Here is a 16,593-nt window from a genome sequence, read left to right on the forward strand (position 1 = left end):
AAGGCGAGCCGCAGCTCGCCTTGGTCATGGCCGGTTGCCAACTCACAATGCTCAGGGCATCACCGGCGGTATATAGGCCAGGGTCTGGCCCAGGAACCACAGCAGGAACAGCACCACCGGGATGTGCACCAGCAGCTGCACAAAGGTGAAGCCGATCAGGTCGCGCGCCTTCAGACCCAGCACGCCCAACAGCGGCAGCATGTAGAAGGGGTTGATCAGATTGGGCAAGGCCTCGGCGGCGTTGTAAATCTGCACGGCCCAACCCAGGTGGTACTGCAGGTCATTGGCCACCTGCATCACATACGGTGCCTCGATGATCCACTTGCCGCCGCCCGAGGGGATGAAGAAGCCCAGGATCGCCGAGTACACGCCCATCAGCAGCGCATAGGTGTCATGCGTGGCGATCTGGGTGAAGAAGGTCGAGATGTAGTGCGCAATGGTATGGCCATCCACGCCCTTGACCTCGGTCATGATCGCGGCGATCGAGCCGTAGAGCGGGAACTGGATCAGCACACCGGTGGTAGTGGGCACAGCGCGTGCCACCGCATCCAGAAAGCTGCGCGGGCGCCAGTGCAGCAAGGCACCGACCATCAGAAAAATCAGGTTGTAGGTGTTGAGGCCCGAGATCGCCTGGATGGCCGGCTTGCTGGAGAACTCTTCCACCATCCAGCCGACCGCCAGCAGCACCAGAAAGATGATCAGGATGGGGCTGTGCTCCAGCCATTCGCCCGGGCGTGTCGGCTTGGTCACCGGCTGCGCTTCGGCGCTGATGTCCACCTGGCAGGCAGCCGCATCCTTGGCATTGGCAGCGCCAGGGGCCGTCACATAGGCAATCAGCAGCGAGATCAGCACCAGGGCCAGCAGCATCACGCCCGATTGCCAGAGAAAAATCGTCTCGGTGAATGGGATCACACCGGTGATCGCCAGGATGGACGGCGGCAGGCTGGCCGGGTTGGCCTGCAGCTGCGCAGCCGACGAAGAAATGCCCAGCGCCCAGACGGCGCCCAGGCCCAGGTAGGCCGCAGCACCGGCGGCACGGTAGTCCATCTTCAGATCGGTACGGCGGGCCAGCGCCTTGACCAGCAGGCCGCCAAACACCAGGCTCAGGCCCCAGTTGAGTAGCGAGGCCACCATCGAGATCAGTGCCACCCAGGCCACCGCGCTGCGGCCATTGCCCGGCACCTTGGCCAGCGCCTCAATCAGCCGCGAAGCGGGCTTGGAGCTGGCCACCACATAGCCGCCAATCACCACAAAGGCCATCTGCATCGTGAACGGGATCAAGCTCCAAAAGCCCTTGCCAAAGGCCTTGCTGGTCTCTTGCACCGGCACACCAATGGCCAGCGCGGCCAGCACCACAATCGCAATCCCCACCACGGCAAACACCCAGGAATCGGGGAACCACTTCTCGGCCCAAGCCGCACACCGCATCGCAAACCGCGCCGAGCGGCTCTCTTCCAATTGCACCGACATAGTCACCTTTCTGTCTCGCGTTAATTTCAAAGCGCGGCGATCTTCTCATGCGGGCAGGTCAATTTCGTTAAGTGCGACTACGTACCGCCATGCGAAATGGTCAGAATGGCGAAGCGATGGCTGCCGTGCGGACGCAAAAAAGCCCCCTGCATGGCAGGAGGCTCGTTGGGGATGGCGAAGCGGCTTAAACCGCTGTCAGACCCGCTCGGCCACCCAGGCCTGAACGCCCGCCAGCGCTTGCGCCAGGCCCGCTGGGTTGGTGCCACCAGCCATGGCCATGTCGGGCTTGCCGCCGCCCTTGCCGCCCACTTGCTGGGCGACAAAGTTCACCAGTTCACCGGCCTTGACCTTGCCAATGCTGTCCTTGGTCACGCCAGCGGCCAGTTGCACCTTGTCGCCGTCTACCGCCGCCAACACGATGGCAGCGGTGCCCAGCTTGTCCTTGAGCTTGTCCATGGTGTCGCGCAGCGCCTTGGCATCGGCGCCATCCAGGATGGCAGCCAGCACCTTGATGCCCTTGACGTCCACGGCCTGCCCGGCCAGCTCATCGCCCTGGCTGGAAGCCAGCTTGCCCTTGAGCTGGGCGAGTTCCTTCTCCAGCGCCTTGATCTGGTCGAGCGCACCACCAATGCGGTGGTTCAGCTCGGCCACCGGGGCCTTCAAGGTCGAAGCGGCTTCGTCCACCGTCGATTCCAGCGACTGCAGATAGGCCAGCGCGTTCTCGCCAGTCACCGCTTCGATACGGCGCACGCCAGCGGCCACGCCGCCTTCGGCCACGACCTTGAACAGGCCGATATCGCCGGTGCGCTGCACATGGGTGCCGCCGCAGAGTTCACGGCTGCTGCCGATGTCCAGCACGCGCACGGTCTCGCCGTACTTTTCGCCAAACAGCATCATCGCGCCGGTCTTCTGTGCGCTTTCGATGTCCATCACGCGCGCGCCGGTTTCGGTGTTCGCCAGGATCTCGGCATTCACGCGCTTTTCGATCTCGCGCTTTTGCGCATCGGTCACCGGGCTGTTGTGTGCAAAGTCAAAACGCGTACGTTCTGCGTTGACCAGGCTGCCCTTTTGCTGCACGTGGTCGCCCAGCACTTCACGCAGTGCCTTGTGCATGATGTGGGTGACCGAGTGGTTGCGCATGGTGGCGGCGCGCAAGGCGGTATCCACCTCGGCTTGCACCGCATCGCCCACCTTGAGGCTGCCCGCAGCCAGCTGACCATGGTGGCCGAACACATCGGACTTGATCTTCAGCGTGTCTTCCACGACAAAGCGGTTGGCACCTGCCGAGATCACACCCTGGTCACCCACCTGGCCACCCGATTCGGCGTAGAACGGGGTGATGTCCAACACCACCACGGCCGTCTGGCCCGCTTCGATCGCGTTGACGCTGCTGCCATCGACATACAGCGCCACGACCTTGGCAGCCTCGCTCAGCTGCGTGTAGCCGGTGAAGGCATTGGCCGCGCCGGTGTATTCCAGTGCGCGGTCCATCTTGAACTTGCCCGCTGCGCGGGCCTGGCTCTTTTGCTGCTCCATCGCGGCATGGAAGCCTGCCTCATCCACGCTCAGGCCGCGCTCGCGCGCCACGTCGTTGGACAGGTCCAGCGGGAAGCCGTAGGTGTCGTGCAGCTTGAAGGCCACATCACCGGGCAGCACCTTGGCGCCACCGGCCAGTGCGCTGTCCAGGATGTCCATGCCGTTGGCCAGGGTCTCGAAGAAGCGCTCTTCCTCGACCTTGAGCACCTCGGTGATGCGCGCTTCCTGCTCGCGGATCTTGGGGTAGGCATCGCCCATCACGGCGACCAGGTCCTTGACCAGCTTGTGGAAGAAGGGGGTCTTCTGGCCCAGCTTGTAGCCGTGGCGGATCGCGCGGCGGATGATGCGGCGCTGCACATAGCCACGGCCTTCGTTCGACGGGATCACGCCATCGGCCACCAGGAAGGCGGTTGCGCGGATGTGGTCGGCGATGACCTTCAGCGATGGGGTTTCCAGATCGTCGATATGGGTCTCGCGTGCAGCGGCCTTGATCAGCGCCTGGAACAGGTCGATCTCGTAGTTGCTGTGCACATGCTGCAAGATGGCAGCCAGGCGCTCCAGGCCCATGCCGGTGTCGACGCAAGGCGCTGGCAGCGGCTTGACCGAACCGTCTTCGGCCATGTCGAACTGCATGAACACGTTGTTCCAGATTTCGATGAAACGGTCACCGTCTTCATCGGGCGAGCCTGGAGGGCCGCCGGCAATGTGCGGACCGTGGTCGTAGAAGATCTCGGAGCAAGGGCCGCAAGGGCCGGTGTCGGCCATCATCCAGAAGTTGTCGCTCTTGTAGCGACCACCCTTGTTGTCGCCGATGCGGATCACGCGCTCTGGGGGCAGACCGATTTCCTTGGTCCAGATGTCGTAGGCCTCGTCGTCCTCTTCGTAGACGGTGGCCAACAGCTTTTCAGCCGGCAGCTTGTAGACCTCGGTCAGCAGCTCCCAGGCCCACTTCAGCGATTCGCGCTTGAAGTAATCGCCAAAGGACCAGTTGCCCAGCATTTCGAAGAAGGTGTGGTGGCGCGCGGTGTAGCCCACGTTTTCCAGGTCGTTGTGCTTGCCGCCGGCGCGCAGGCAGGTCTGCACGCTGGTCGCCCGGGTGTAGGGGCGCTTGTCGGTGCCCAGGAACACATCCTTGAACTGCACCATGCCGGAGTTGGTGAACATCAGCGTGGGATCGTTGCCCGGCACCAGCGGGCTGGACGGAACAATGGTGTGCCCCTTGGACGCGAAAAAGTCCAGAAAGGTCTTGCGGATCTCAGCGACGGAAAAAGTGGGTGTACTCATGGTGTGAAGCGGTGGTGGCGCCTGTCCGGCTTCCCCTGAAGCGGTGCGGGCGCGAATCTTCCATTATAGGGTTTGGGCTGAACTACAGCGCCTGGGCAGCCTGTGCAAGGCGCCCTGACGCGCGATGGGCAGTCAGGCGGTTTACTGGGGCACGGGCAGCGGCGCCGCCTTGCGCTTGCCTTCCAGCTCCTTCATGCGCTTTTCATGCGCTTCCTGCTTGTGCCTGGCAGCCTCCTGCTTGGCGTCGTATTCCTCTTGGGCGGCACTGATGTTGTCAGGCCGCTCTGCGTTCTGGCGCTGCTGCGCGCGCTGCTTGCTGTCGAGCTTGCCGGCCTGGCTGCTGGCGCGGTGGGCGGCATCCTGCTCGCGGCGTTGCTGCTGCTCGGCCATGCTTTCGGCATTGCGCTTGGGCGCGTGGCTGCTGCGCTGGGCCGCCTGCTCGTCATGCTCTTTCTGGCGTTGCTCCAGATCGGGCTGGTTCAAGGCGCCACCATCCAAGGTGGGGTGCTTGCGCTCAAAATCGTTCTGCTTGGATGCACGAGACGCGCGCTGGTTGGCGGTTTTCTCTTCGCGCTCCTGCGCGTTGATGGCCAGCTCACGCTGGCGCAGTGCGCGCTCTTCGGTGTTGTACTGGCGGCGTACCTTCTGCAGGCAGTCCGTCACCGCAAAGTGCTGGTAGCAGATCTTTTCGTTGTTGGCCAGGCGCGCTTCGCTGTCCTTGCGCTCCAGCGTGATCTGGGCACGCGCCTGCGTGCGCTCCTTGGCATTCGCAGGCTTGTCGGATGCCGCATGGGCAAAACCGCTGGCAGCCAGCAGCAGCAACAAGCTCAGGGTGTTCAAACGAGGCATAGGGCCCTCTCTTCTCAGGTCAGCGCGGTATCAACCACGCGTCGCTCCAGCGACAAATACTCCTGCGACTGCATCTCGTTGAGGCGCGAGACGGTGCGCGGAAACTCATGGGACAGCGGCCCTTCGGTGTAGAGCTGCTCGGGCGGCACCGCTGCCGACATGATGAGCTTGACCCGGCGGTCATAGAGCACATCGACCAGCCAGGTGAAGCGGCGGGCGGGCGAGGCCATGTTGACGAACATCTGCGGCACATTGGACAGCAGCACGGTGTGGAACTGGGTGGCCAGCTCCAGGTAGTCGTTCTGCGAGCGCGGGTTGACGCAGAGCTCATGGAAATCAAACCAGATCACGCCGCCAGCGCGGCGGCGCGGCTTGAGCTCGCGCGACTCGATCTTGAACACCGGCTTCTCGTCAGGCACCTCGGCCAGTTGGCCAAAGGTCTGCTCCATCGCCGCATCGGCCTCGGGGCCCAGCGGGCAATGGTAGAGCTGGGCCAGCTCCAAGGCGCGGCGGCGGTAGTCGGTGCCGTTGTCGACATTGATTACATCCATGCGTGCATTGAGCAGGTCAATGGCCGGCAGAATGCGGTCGCGGTGCAGGCCATCGGGGTAGAGGCCGTCGGGCGTGAAGTTGGAGGTGGTGACAAAGCCCACGCCGTTGTTGAACAGGGCCAGCAGCAGGCGGTAGAGGATCATCGCATCGGTGATGTCCGCCACATGGAACTCGTCAAAGCAGATCAGCTTGTACTTCTTGGCGATCTTGGCGCCCAGCACATCGAGCGGGTCCTGCGTGCCCTTGAGCAAGGTCAGCTCGCGCTGCACCTCGCGCATGAACTCATGGAAATGCAGGCGCACCTTGCGGCGCAGCGGCACGGCATTGAAGAAGCAATCCATGATGAAGCTCTTGCCACGCCCCACCCCGCCATACATGTACACCCCGCGCGGGATGTCGGGGTGGTTGATCAGCTTCTTGATCGGGTTGGAGCGCTTGTTCTTGTACTGCTCCCACTCATCGGCACAGCGCTGCAAGGCGTCCACTGCACGCATCTGTGCAGGATCACTCTGAAAACCCTTGGCCTTGAGTTCGGCCTCGTATGCATCTCTTACCGCTGTACCCATGGGTGTCTCAATCTCTTGTTGCTAAGAACCTGTTGACGGTCTTCTAAATGACATAGCCTCTGGCGCAGAACCGATCTGCACCAGAGGCTATTTTCGCCTAAAACTTCAGGATCAGAAGTTCAGGGTGCGCTTGTCTACGGCCAGAGCCGCTTCCTTGGTCGATTCCGACAGCGATGGGTGGGCGTGGCAGATACGGGCGATGTCTTCGCTCGATGCCTTGAACTCCATGGCCACCACGGCTTCGGAGATCAGCTCCGAGACCATCGGGCCGACCATGTGCACGCCCAGGATTTCGTCGGTCGTTGCATCGGCCAGGAACTTGACCATACCGGTGGTGTCACCCAGTGCACGTGCGCGGCCGTTGGCCAGGAACGGGAAGGTACCTGCCTTGTAAGCCACGCCGTCGGCCTTGAGCTGCTGCTCGGTGCGGCCCACCCAAGCCACTTCGGGGCTGGTGTAGATCACCGATGGCAGGGTGGCGAAGTTCACATGGCCGTGTTGGCCGGCAATACGCTCGGCCACGGCAACGCCCTCTTCCTCAGCCTTGTGGGCCAGCATTGGGCCGCGCACCACATCGCCCACCGCCCAGACGCCTGGCAGGTTGGTCTTGCAGTTCTCGTCCACGACGATGGCACCACGCTCGTCCAGGGCCAGGCCCACGGCTTCGGGGTTCAGGCCGATGGTGTTGGCCACGCGGCCGATGGACACGATCAGACGGTCCACATCCAGCTGCTGGGCTTCGCCCTTAGCATTGGTGTAGCTGATCTGCACGCCCTTCTTGTCGGCCTTGATGTCGCCCACCTTCACGCCCAGCTCGATCTTCAGACCTTGCTTGTCGAAGGACTTCTTGGCTTCCTTGGCGATTTGCTCGTCCACAGCGGGCAGGAACTTGTCCATGCCTTCGAGGACGGTCACTTCGGTGCCCAGACGGCGCCAGACCGAGCCCATTTCCAGGCCGATCACGCCAGCGCCGATCAGGGCCAGCTTCTTGGGCACGGCGCCCAGGCGCAGTGCGCCGTCGTTCGACAGGATCTTGTCTTCGTCGAAAGGCACGCCTGGCAGTGCGCGGGCATTGGAGCCAGTGGCCACAATGATCTGCTTGCCGGTGATGGATTCTTCTTCCTTGCCAGCGACCTTGATTTCGTAACCGCCGTCAGCGGCCTTGACGAAGGAGCCACGGCCGTGGAAGAAAGTAACCTTGTTCTTCTTGAACAGGTACTGGATGCCGTCGTTGTTCTGCTTGACGATGCCATCCTTGCGGGAAATCATCTTGGCCACATCCATGGCGACCTTGCCGGTCGAGATGCCGTGGTCGGCAAAGTGCAGGTTGGCGTGCTCAAAATGCTCGGACGACTGCAGCAGCGCCTTCGAAGGAATGCAACCCACGTTGGTGCAGGTGCCGCCCAGGGCTGGGCCGCCGGCTGCATTCTTCCACTCGTCGATACATGCCACTTGCATGCCCAGCTGGGCTGCACGGATGGCCGCTACGTAGCCGCCGGGGCCGCCGCCGATCACGACGACATCAAATTGCTTGCTCATGATTAATCCAATGGTGTTAGTTCAAAACTGCCCTGGTGCAATGCCACACCGAAGAGGCCTGTCTTGGTGGTCAGTTGTTCGTCGTTCTGACGACCGAACGACAAGGTGGTGCCGGGATGCGTACGGCAGACGAACATGAAGGAGCCGGACTCCAGACATGCGATCTTGCCGCCAGCGCGCATCACCGCCCAGCCCATCTCTTCATAGCCTTGGGCCTTGAAGGGGATGAGCGGCAGCGGCGCACCGGGCTCGCCGACAAACGAAATGGCCCATTGCGGGCCATTTCCGTCCGCCTTCGCGCCGGGCACATCCTTGGCGGATGTGATCGGGCGAATGCGAACCTGTGATGGGGCAGGCAGACCACGGCGCGCAGCCTGCGTGCCTGCTGCCCACTGGAAGCGGTAGTCACCGCTCCAGCTTTGCGCTGCCACATCCTGCGCCGCAGGACGGGGCAAGGTGCCACAGGCGCCCAGCACGAGTGCGGACGCTGCAGCCACCAGAACGCGTAGCATCACTGCCCGGCGACCCGATTACAGGTCGAACAGCAGACGCGATGGATCTTCCAGCGCATCCTTCATCGCCACCAGACCCAGCACGGCTTCGCGGCCGTCGATGATGCGGTGGTCGTAGGACATCGCGAAGTAGTTCATCGGACGCACCACCACTTGACCGTTTTCGACCACAGCGCGGTCCTTGGTCGCGTGCACGCCCAGAATGGCCGATTGTGGCGGGTTGATGATGGGGGTAGACATCATCGAGCCGAAGGTGCCACCGTTGGAGATGGAGAACGTGCCGCCGGTCATGTCTTCGATGCCCAGCTTGCCGTCAGCAGCCTTCTTGCCGAACTCGGCGATCTTCTTCTCGATGTCGGCGAAGCTCATCTGGTCTGCATTGCGCAGGATGGGCACCACCAGACCGCGAGGCGAGCCCACGGCGATACCGATGTCGAAGTAACCGTGGTAGATGATGTCGGTGCCATCGACCGAGGCGTTCAGCACGGGGTACTTCTTCAGTGCGTGCACTGCAGCCTTCACGAAGAAGGACATGAAGCCCAGCTTCACGCCGTGTTCCTTGGTGAAGTCGTCCTGGAACTTCTTGCGCAGGGCCATCACCGGTGCCATGTTCACTTCGTTGAACGTGGTCAGGATCGCGTTGGTCGACTGCGATTGCAGCAGACGCTCGGCGATACGGGCACGCAGACGGCTCATCGGCACGCGTTGCTCTGGTCGCTCGCCCAGGTCTTGGGCAGCAGCAGGCGATGCCACCTGGGGCAGCGACTTGGTCGGTGCACCGGTGGGGATCACAGCGGCGGTGGACTTGACGCCACCGGCCACGGCGGCCAGCACATCACCCTTGGTGACGCGGCCATCCTTGCCGGAGCCGGCGACAGCGCCGACCGACAGGTTGTTGTCCGCCAGCAGCTTGGCAGCGGCAGGCATGGCGACGTCGCCCTTGTTGCCACCGGCGGCTGCAGGTGCAGCAGCAGGGGCTGGAGCGGCAGCAGCGGGTGCAGGTGCTGCGGCAGCGGGGGCTGCAGCGGCGCCGGCCACGGCTTCGGTGTCGATCTTGGCGATCAGCTGGTCAGCGATGACGGTTGCGCCGTCGCCTTGCACGATCTCGGTCAACACGCCAGCGGCGGGTGCTGGCACTTCGAGCACGACCTTGTCGGTTTCGATCTCGATCAGGATTTCGTCGACAGCAACAGCTTCACCGGCCTTCTTCTTCCAGGTGAGCATGGTGGCTTCAGCGACCGACTCGGACAGCTGTGGGACTTTGACTTCTACGATTGCCATAACAATTCTTTCTGTATTCGTTAAATGCTGAACTCGTGCTTACTTGGTCAGCACAAAGCCTTTGAGCTTGCCGAATGCGCCTTCGACCAGCGCCTTTTGCTGCTCTTGGTGCAGGTGCGAATAGCCCACTGCAGGCGATGCCGAAGCGGCGCGGCCGGAGTAGCCCAGCTTTTGGCCGTCGATCATGTTCTCGTGGATGTAGTGCTGCACGAAGAACCAGGCACCCTGGTTTTGCGGCTCGTCCTGGCACCACACCACTTCCTTAGCAGAGCTGTACTTCTTCAGTTCAGCGGCAAAGGCCTTGTGTGGGAACGGATAGAGCTGCTCAACACGGATGATGGCCACGTCGTTGCTGCCTTCTTCGGTGCGCTTCTTGACCAGGTCGTAGTAGACCTTGCCCGAGCAGGCGATCACGCGCTTGACCTTGGCCGCATTGGCGACGATGGCCTCATCGCGCTCACCGATCACGGTCTGGAAGCCACCGGAGGTGAATTCCGACACAGGCGAGGTCGCATCCTTGTTACGCAGCAGCGACTTGGGCGTCATGATGATCAGCGGCTTGCGCAGCGGACGCACCATCTGGCGACGCAGCAAATGGAAGATCTGCGCAGCCGTGGTTGGCTGGGTCACCTGCATGTTCTGGTCAGCCGACAGCTGCATGAAACGCTCCAGGCGTGCCGAGCTGTGCTCAGGACCCTGGCCTTCATAGCCGTGTGGCAGCATCAAGGTCAGACCGTTGATACGGCCCCACTTGACTTCACCGGAGGCGATGAACTGGTCGATCACCACTTGCGCGCCGTTGGCGAAGTCGCCGAACTGCGCTTCCCAGATCACCAGGGTGTTGGGATCGTTGGAGGCGTAGCCGTATTCGAAGCCCAGCACTGCCTCTTCGGACAGGATGGAGTCGATCACGGTGAACGGAGCCTGGTTGTCGGCCACGTTCTGCAGTGGGATGTAGGTGCCCTCGTCCCACTTTTCACGCTTCTGGTCGTGCACGACCGAGTGGCGGTGGGTGAAGGTGCCGCGGCCGCTGTCTTCACCAGACAGGCGGATGGGGTAGCCCGATGCCACCAGCGAGGCGTAAGCCATGGTTTCACCCATGCCCCAGTCCACGTTGATGTCACCACGGCCCATGGCTGCGCGGTCGTCGTACACCTTCTTGACCAGCTGGTGCGGGTTCACCGACTCAGGCAGGGTCGTGACGCGCTCGGCCAGACGCTTCCACTCGGCCACAGGAATGGCGGTGTCGGCGCTGTCGGTCCACTTCTGCTTGAGGAAGGGGCTCCAGTCCACGGCGTACTGGCTCTTGAAGTTGGTCAGCACCGGATCCACCGTGTGCTTGCCCGCGTCCATGGCGGCACGGTAGGCCTTGACCATCTCGTCGCCCAGGGTCTCGCCCAGGCCTTGCGTGGCCAGCTTGTCGGCGTACAGCTTGCGCGTGCCGGGGTGCTGGGCAATCTTCTTGTACATCAGCGGCTGGGTCAGCGCAGGGGTGTCCTGTTCGTTGTGACCGAGCTTGCGGTAGCAGATGATGTCCACCACGATGTCCTTGGAGAATTCCATACGGAAGTCCAAAGCCATCTGCATGGCCAGGGCCACCGCTTCCGGATCATCGCCGTTCACGTGCAGCACGGGCGAGTCGATCATCTTGACGATGTCCGTGCAATACGTGGTCGAGCGCAGATCGCGAGGATCGGAGGTCGTGAAACCAATCTGGTTGTTGATGATGATGTGCACCGTGCCGCCCGTGGTGTAGCCACGGGTTTCGGACAGCGCCAACGTTTCCTGGTTCACGCCCTGGCCGGCAAAGGCCGCGTCACCGTGCACCAGCACGGGCAGCACTTGCTTGCCTTCTGGGTCGTTGCGGCGGTCCATGCGCGAGCGCACCGAGCCTTCGACCACGGGGTTGACGATTTCCAGGTGCGAGGGGTTGAAGGCCAGCGACAGATGCACCGGGCCGCCAATGGTCGACACGTCGGAGCTGAAGCCCTGGTGGTACTTCACGTCGCCGGCAGTCAGCTCTTCAGGAGCGGTGTGGTCGAACTCGGCAAACAGGTCCTTGGGCATCTTGCCCAGGGTGTTGACCAGCACGTTCAGACGGCCACGGTGGGCCATGCCGATCACGATTTCCTGCACGCCGGTCAGGCCAGCGGCATTGATCAGCTGGTCCATCGCGACGATGAAGGACTCGCCGCCTTCGAGCGAGAAGCGCTTTTGGCCCACATACTTGGTGTGCAGGAAACGCTCCAGGCCTTCGGCTGCGGTCAGGCGGTCGAGAATGCGCTTTTTCTGGTCGGCGTTGAAGGCGGGCTTGCTGCGAATGGTTTCGAGCTTTTGCTGCCACCAGCGCTTCTGGTTCTGCTCGGAGGCGTACATGTACTCCGCGCCCAGCGTGCCGCAATAGGTCTCGCGCAGTGCGTTGAGCAGCTCGCGCAGGGTCATCGATTCCTTGCCGAAGAACGTGTTACTGATGTTGAACACGGTTTCCTGGTCAGCATCGGTGAAGCCGTAGAAGGCTGGATCGAGCTCAGGAATTTCGGGACGCTCTTGGCGCTTCAAGGGGTCCAGATCGGCCCAGCGTGCGCCCACGTTGCGGTAAGCGGCAATCAGCTGCTGCACCGCAGTGCGCTTGCGGCCCAGTTCCGAATCAGCACCGGAAGCAACCACCACCTTGGTCACGCCTTGTTTGGCGCGCTCAGCAAAGGCGTTGACTACGGGGAGATGAGGGACGTCCTTGGCGTTGCTTCCGTCCAATGCGGGGACGTTTTGCAGTGCATCAAAGTAAGCGCGCCAGGTGTCTGGTACGCTGCCTGGGTTATCCAGATAGTTCTCATACATCTCTTCGACATAGGGGGCATTGCCGCCGAAAAGATACGTGTTGCCTTGATAGGCTTGATACACAGAGTTTGTATCGCTCATTTTCTCCGCTGACCTCCGCTTTCCTCTGGAAAGCATTAGCTGGTGCATATAAACAACCTTCCGCGACACGGCTGAACCGATTGGCGGATGCGACTGTGGCTGGGAAGGGCCGAACAAACGGTATTGTGCCACTTCCGTCTGGGCTTGTCCTTCGATGGCCTTGGGGCTGCGCCTACACATCCGAAATAGCGTGGGCTTATGCAGGAACCAGATACATTTGCGCTATCCATTCACACCGATGCGCTCGATGTTCAACAACCACTCTCTTCACGACAAAGCATTCATCTTGCTGCTAATAGGCGTCAGCATTGCCTTTTTTGCCGTGCTTTTCCCCTTTCAGGGCGCCGTTTTCTGGGCCGTGATCTTCGCTGTTGTGTTTACGCCTCTACACAAAAAAATACTGGTCCGCCTCCCGAAATACCCGACTATCGCGGCCCTGATTACCCTGACGCTCTGCCTGGTGCTAGTGATCCTGCCGCTGATTCTGCTGAGCATCTCGCTGGCCAAGGAAGCAGCCACCATCTATGAGAGCGTGCACTCGGGCGAGATGAATTTCGGCCAGTACTTCCAGCAGATCTACAACGCCATGCCTCAGTGGGTGCTGGACCTGCTCACCCGCTTCAACCTGAACGATCCCAAGGTGATTCAGGAGAAGATCTCCGGCATCTCCGTGCAAGCCAGCCAGTATGTGGCGACCAAGGTGCTGGCCATCGGCCAGAACACCATGGGCTTCCTGGTGAGCTTCTGCATCATGCTCTACCTGCTGTTCTTCTTCCTGCGCGATGGCAAGACTCTGATCCGCAAGATCCTGGCCGCCACCCCGCTCGATGATTCCCACAAGAAGAAGCTGGGCGCCAAGTTCATCACCGTGGTGCGCGCCACCGTCAAGGGCAATCTGGCCGTGGCCGCCACCCAAGGCGCGCTTGGCGGCATCATCTTCTGGATTCTGGGCATTGAAGCATCCCTGTTGTGGGGCGTGGTGATGGCCTTCTTGTCGCTGCTGCCCGCCGTCGGCGCGGCCATCGTCTGGGGTCCGGTTGCCATTTATTACTTTGCCACCGGCTCCACCACCGAAGGCATCGTTCTGGCCGCCTATGGCGCCGGCATCATGGGCATGGTCGACAACGTGCTGCGCCCGCTGCTGGTGGGCAAGGACACCAAGATGCCCGACTACCTGATCCTGATCTCCACCCTGGGCGGCCTGTCGCTGTTCGGCCTCACCGGCTTTGTCATCGGCCCGCTGATTGCGGCGCTGTTCATCGCGGTCTGGGATCTTTTTGCGCCCCAGGCCCACATCAGCGACTCCGCCGAGGTTGACAATAGCGTCAAGTAATCTCTTCTTTTGGCGGGCGCACGGCGCCTGCCCCTTCTTTGCTGCCCTGCCCCATGCCCTCTCGCGATTTTGAATCCCGCAAACAGGAGTTCCTGGATTTCTACGCCGCCCAGTTGCCCACCCTCAAGGCAGCGGCGGCTTCGTTCAATGCGCTGATCCACGCCATCTTGAGCAACCTCGAAGGCGTCAACATCGCCAAGTTCGAATGCCGGGTGAAGACCGCCGATGAATGCGTGCGCAAGTTCAAGCGCAAGTACCGCAACTTTGTCGAGGACCAGTCCGAGGACTATGCCATCCAGGACTACATCACCGACCTGATCGGCGTGCGCGTGGTCTGTCTCTACGAGGACGAGCCACCGGCCATCATGTCCCGGGTGCGCGAATACTTCGATGTGATCGAGATCACCGACAAGACCTCGCCGATGGAAGACTCGGAGTCCGAGTTTGGCTACAAGGGCATCCACATGGACCTGCGGCTCAACCAGCAGCAGGCGCAGCTGACCGAGCACCATGCCTATGCCGACCAGGCCTTTGAGCTGCAGATCCGCACCATCATCCAGGACTCCTGGAGCGAGCTGGACCACAAGATCAAGTACAAGAAGTCGATCCCGACCAACCTCAAGCGCCGCATCAACATTTTGTCGGCGCTGTTTGAATTGGCCGACCGCGAGTTCCTGCAGATCCGCAATGAAACCAGCCAGGCCCTGGCGCTTTCGCGCGCCGAGGACGAGATCGACGGCGCACTGGGCGATGGCCTGGGCGACAACAACGAGCCGCTCGATGCCTTCAGCTTTGTCGCCTTTGGCCACAAGCATTTTCCCGGCTATGAGTTCGATCCGCAGAAGGTGGAGTTCTTCCTCGACGAGCTGCTGCATGACTTTGCCGTGCGCCACGCGGGCTGGCTGTTTGCCGTGGTGCAAAAGCATGTCACCACGGTGCGCCACTACAAGGCCGATTTCCAGCACCGCTACCCGTCGAGCAGCTTCAACCCCTTCACGGTAATGCGCCACTGCCTCTACCTGGAAGACAAGCAGCGCTTTCGCAAAACACTGCGCAACTCGGCCCGCGAGGCCTTTGAGGAATGGCTGCAGCGCCAGCCGGCCAACAGCACCAGCGAAGACTGAGCAGCCCAGGGCGCCTGCCCTGATCGGCGGCCTCGGTCTACCCAGGGCAAGCCCGGACCTGGGGCTAGCGCAATACTCTAGCAAGACCCTCAGCCATTAGTTAAAATCAATCTTTTTAACAACGCCCATCCAGATGGCTGCATTGCAGCGGCCATGCGGCTGGCAGGCGGGTGTAGCACAGAGCGGGCGAGCGCGCTGATCCCGGCGCACAGGGCCCTCCCCGTGTTTACGAGCATGGCTGGCCATGCTTTCTGACACAGGCTGCTGCTATATTGCAATGCAACATTCACGGAGTTTTGATGCTGTACCAACTGTATGAAACCCAGCGGGCCCTGATGGAGCCCTTTGCAGAATACGCCCACGCCACATCGAAGATGCTGAGCAATCCGCTGTGGCCGATCAGCCAGACGAACACGGCCCAGCGCGCCTCGGCAGGCTTTGACCTGTTCTATCGTCTGGGCAAGGACTACGAAAAGCCCGCCTTTGGCATCAACACCATCGAGGCCAATGGCCATGAGATCGCGATCCACGAGCGTGTCGAGCTGACCAAGCCCTTTTGCGAGCTGCGCCGCTTCAAGCGCTTCTCCGACGACCAGACCAGCCTGGCCGCGATGAAGCAACAGCCCGTGGTACTGGTAGTAGCGCCACTGTCCGGCCACTACGCCACCTTGCTGCGCGAGACCGTGCGCACCATGCTGGCCGACCACAAGGTCTACATCACCGACTGGACCAATGCGCGTCTGGTGCCACAGACAGAAGGCGTCTTCCACCTCGACGACTACGTCAACTATGTGCAGGAGTTCATCCGCCACATCCAGGGCATCTATGGCAACTGCCATGTGGTGAGCGTCTGCCAGCCCACCGTGCCGGTGCTCGCTGCCGTGTCGCTGATGGCCAGCCGTGGCGAGAAGACCCCGCTGTCGATGACCATGATGGGTGGCCCCATCGATGCCCGCAAGTCGCCCACCACGGTGAACAACCTGGCCACCACGCATGACTTGCAGTGGTTTGAGTCGAATGTGATCCATCCGGTGCCGGGTAACTTCCCCGGCGCAGGCCGCCTGGTCTATCCCGGCTTCCTGCAGCACATGGGCTTTGTCAGCATGAACCCCGACCGCCATGCGATGAGCCACTACGACTACTTCAAGGACCTGCTCAAGGGCAACGAAGACAGCGCCGAGCACCACCGCAAGTTCTACGACGAGTACAACGCCGTGCTCGACATGGATGCCGCCTACTACCTGGAAACCATCAAGACCGTGTTCCAGGACTTTGCACTGGTCAAGGGCACCTGGGAGGTGCGCTCGCCCGAAGGCAATCTGGAGCTGGTCAAGCCGCAGGACATCCGCCACAGCGCGTTGCTGACGGTCGAGGGCGAGCTTGATGACATCTCCGGCTCGGGCCAGACCCAGGCCGCGCATGATCTGTGCACCGGCCTCAAGGCGGTCGACACCCGCCACTTCGAGGTCAAGGGCGCAGGCCACTACGGCATCTTCAGCGGCAAGCGCTGGCGCACCATGGTCTACCCCATGCTCAAGGACTTCATCCTCGCCAACAACCGTGTCGAGGAGCGCCCAGGCAACGTAAAATCGGCCACTTCCAAGCAGAATACCTTGCACACGGTGTGA

At 61.8% G+C, this 16,593-nt stretch carries 11 protein-coding genes; 3 read left to right on the forward strand and 8 right to left on the reverse strand.

Translation table 11 applies throughout. From position 1 onward, the window contains the following. Positions 1-51: 51 nt before the first annotated feature. From EDF71_RS14245 to EDF71_RS14280, 8 genes are all read right to left on the reverse strand, one after another. The gene (locus tag EDF71_RS14245; protein WP_133857252.1) at positions 52-1,470 is read right to left on the reverse strand and encodes a TIGR00366 family protein; all 1,419 of its coding nucleotides are present in this window, start codon (positions 1,468-1,470) and stop codon (positions 52-54) included. A 195-nt stretch (positions 1,471-1,665) separates the two neighbouring features. Next, complete coding sequence (gene alaS / locus EDF71_RS14250; protein ID WP_133857253.1) at positions 1,666-4,290, reverse strand: alanine--tRNA ligase; 2,625 nt, start codon at positions 4,288-4,290, stop codon at positions 1,666-1,668. 141 nt (positions 4,291-4,431) lie between these two features. Then, the gene (locus EDF71_RS14255) at positions 4,432-5,139 is read right to left on the reverse strand and encodes a hypothetical protein (protein WP_133857254.1); all 708 of its coding nucleotides are present in this window, start codon (positions 5,137-5,139) and stop codon (positions 4,432-4,434) included. 14 nt (positions 5,140-5,153) lie between these two features. Next, positions 5,154-6,257 (reverse strand): cell division protein ZapE, encoded by a 1,104-nt coding sequence (gene zapE / locus EDF71_RS14260; protein WP_116925572.1) that lies wholly within the window; start codon positions 6,255-6,257, stop codon positions 5,154-5,156. Between the two features lie 111 nt (positions 6,258-6,368). Next, entirely contained in the window at positions 6,369-7,796 is a 1,428-nt protein-coding gene (gene lpdA / locus EDF71_RS14265; RefSeq protein WP_021028484.1) for a dihydrolipoyl dehydrogenase, read from the reverse strand. Positions 7,797-7,798: 2 nt separating this feature from the next. Continuing rightward, entirely contained in the window at positions 7,799-8,308 is a 510-nt protein-coding gene (locus EDF71_RS14270; RefSeq protein WP_133857255.1) for a hypothetical protein, read from the reverse strand. 18 nt (positions 8,309-8,326) lie between these two features. Further along, positions 8,327-9,589: a 2-oxoglutarate dehydrogenase complex dihydrolipoyllysine-residue succinyltransferase gene (gene odhB / locus EDF71_RS14275; RefSeq protein ID WP_133857256.1), complete on the reverse strand. Its 1,263-nt coding sequence runs from the start codon at positions 9,587-9,589 to the stop codon at positions 8,327-8,329. Between the two features lie 39 nt (positions 9,590-9,628). Then, positions 9,629-12,508, reverse strand: a complete 2,880-nt coding sequence (locus EDF71_RS14280; protein ID WP_133857257.1) for a 2-oxoglutarate dehydrogenase E1 component — start codon at positions 12,506-12,508, stop codon at positions 9,629-9,631. Between the two features lie 247 nt (positions 12,509-12,755). On the opposite strand from EDF71_RS14280, the gene EDF71_RS14285 reads away from it, so the two are divergent. From EDF71_RS14285 to phaZ, 3 genes are all read left to right on the forward strand, one after another. Next, complete coding sequence (locus EDF71_RS14285) at positions 12,756-13,841, forward strand: AI-2E family transporter (RefSeq protein WP_133857362.1); 1,086 nt, start codon at positions 12,756-12,758, stop codon at positions 13,839-13,841. A 53-nt stretch (positions 13,842-13,894) separates the two neighbouring features. Further along, on the forward strand, positions 13,895-14,965 hold the full coding sequence (locus EDF71_RS14290; RefSeq protein WP_133857258.1) for a (p)ppGpp synthetase: 1,071 nt from the start codon (positions 13,895-13,897) through the stop codon (positions 14,963-14,965). Positions 14,966-15,264: 299 nt separating this feature from the next. Then, positions 15,265-16,593, forward strand: coding sequence for a polyhydroxyalkanoate depolymerase (gene phaZ, locus EDF71_RS14295; RefSeq protein WP_133857259.1), 1,329 nt, complete (start codon positions 15,265-15,267; stop codon positions 16,591-16,593).

It is taken from the genome of Comamonas sp. JUb58 (genome assembly GCF_004364775.1).
Taxonomy (GTDB): domain Bacteria; phylum Pseudomonadota; class Gammaproteobacteria; order Burkholderiales; family Burkholderiaceae_C; genus Comamonas.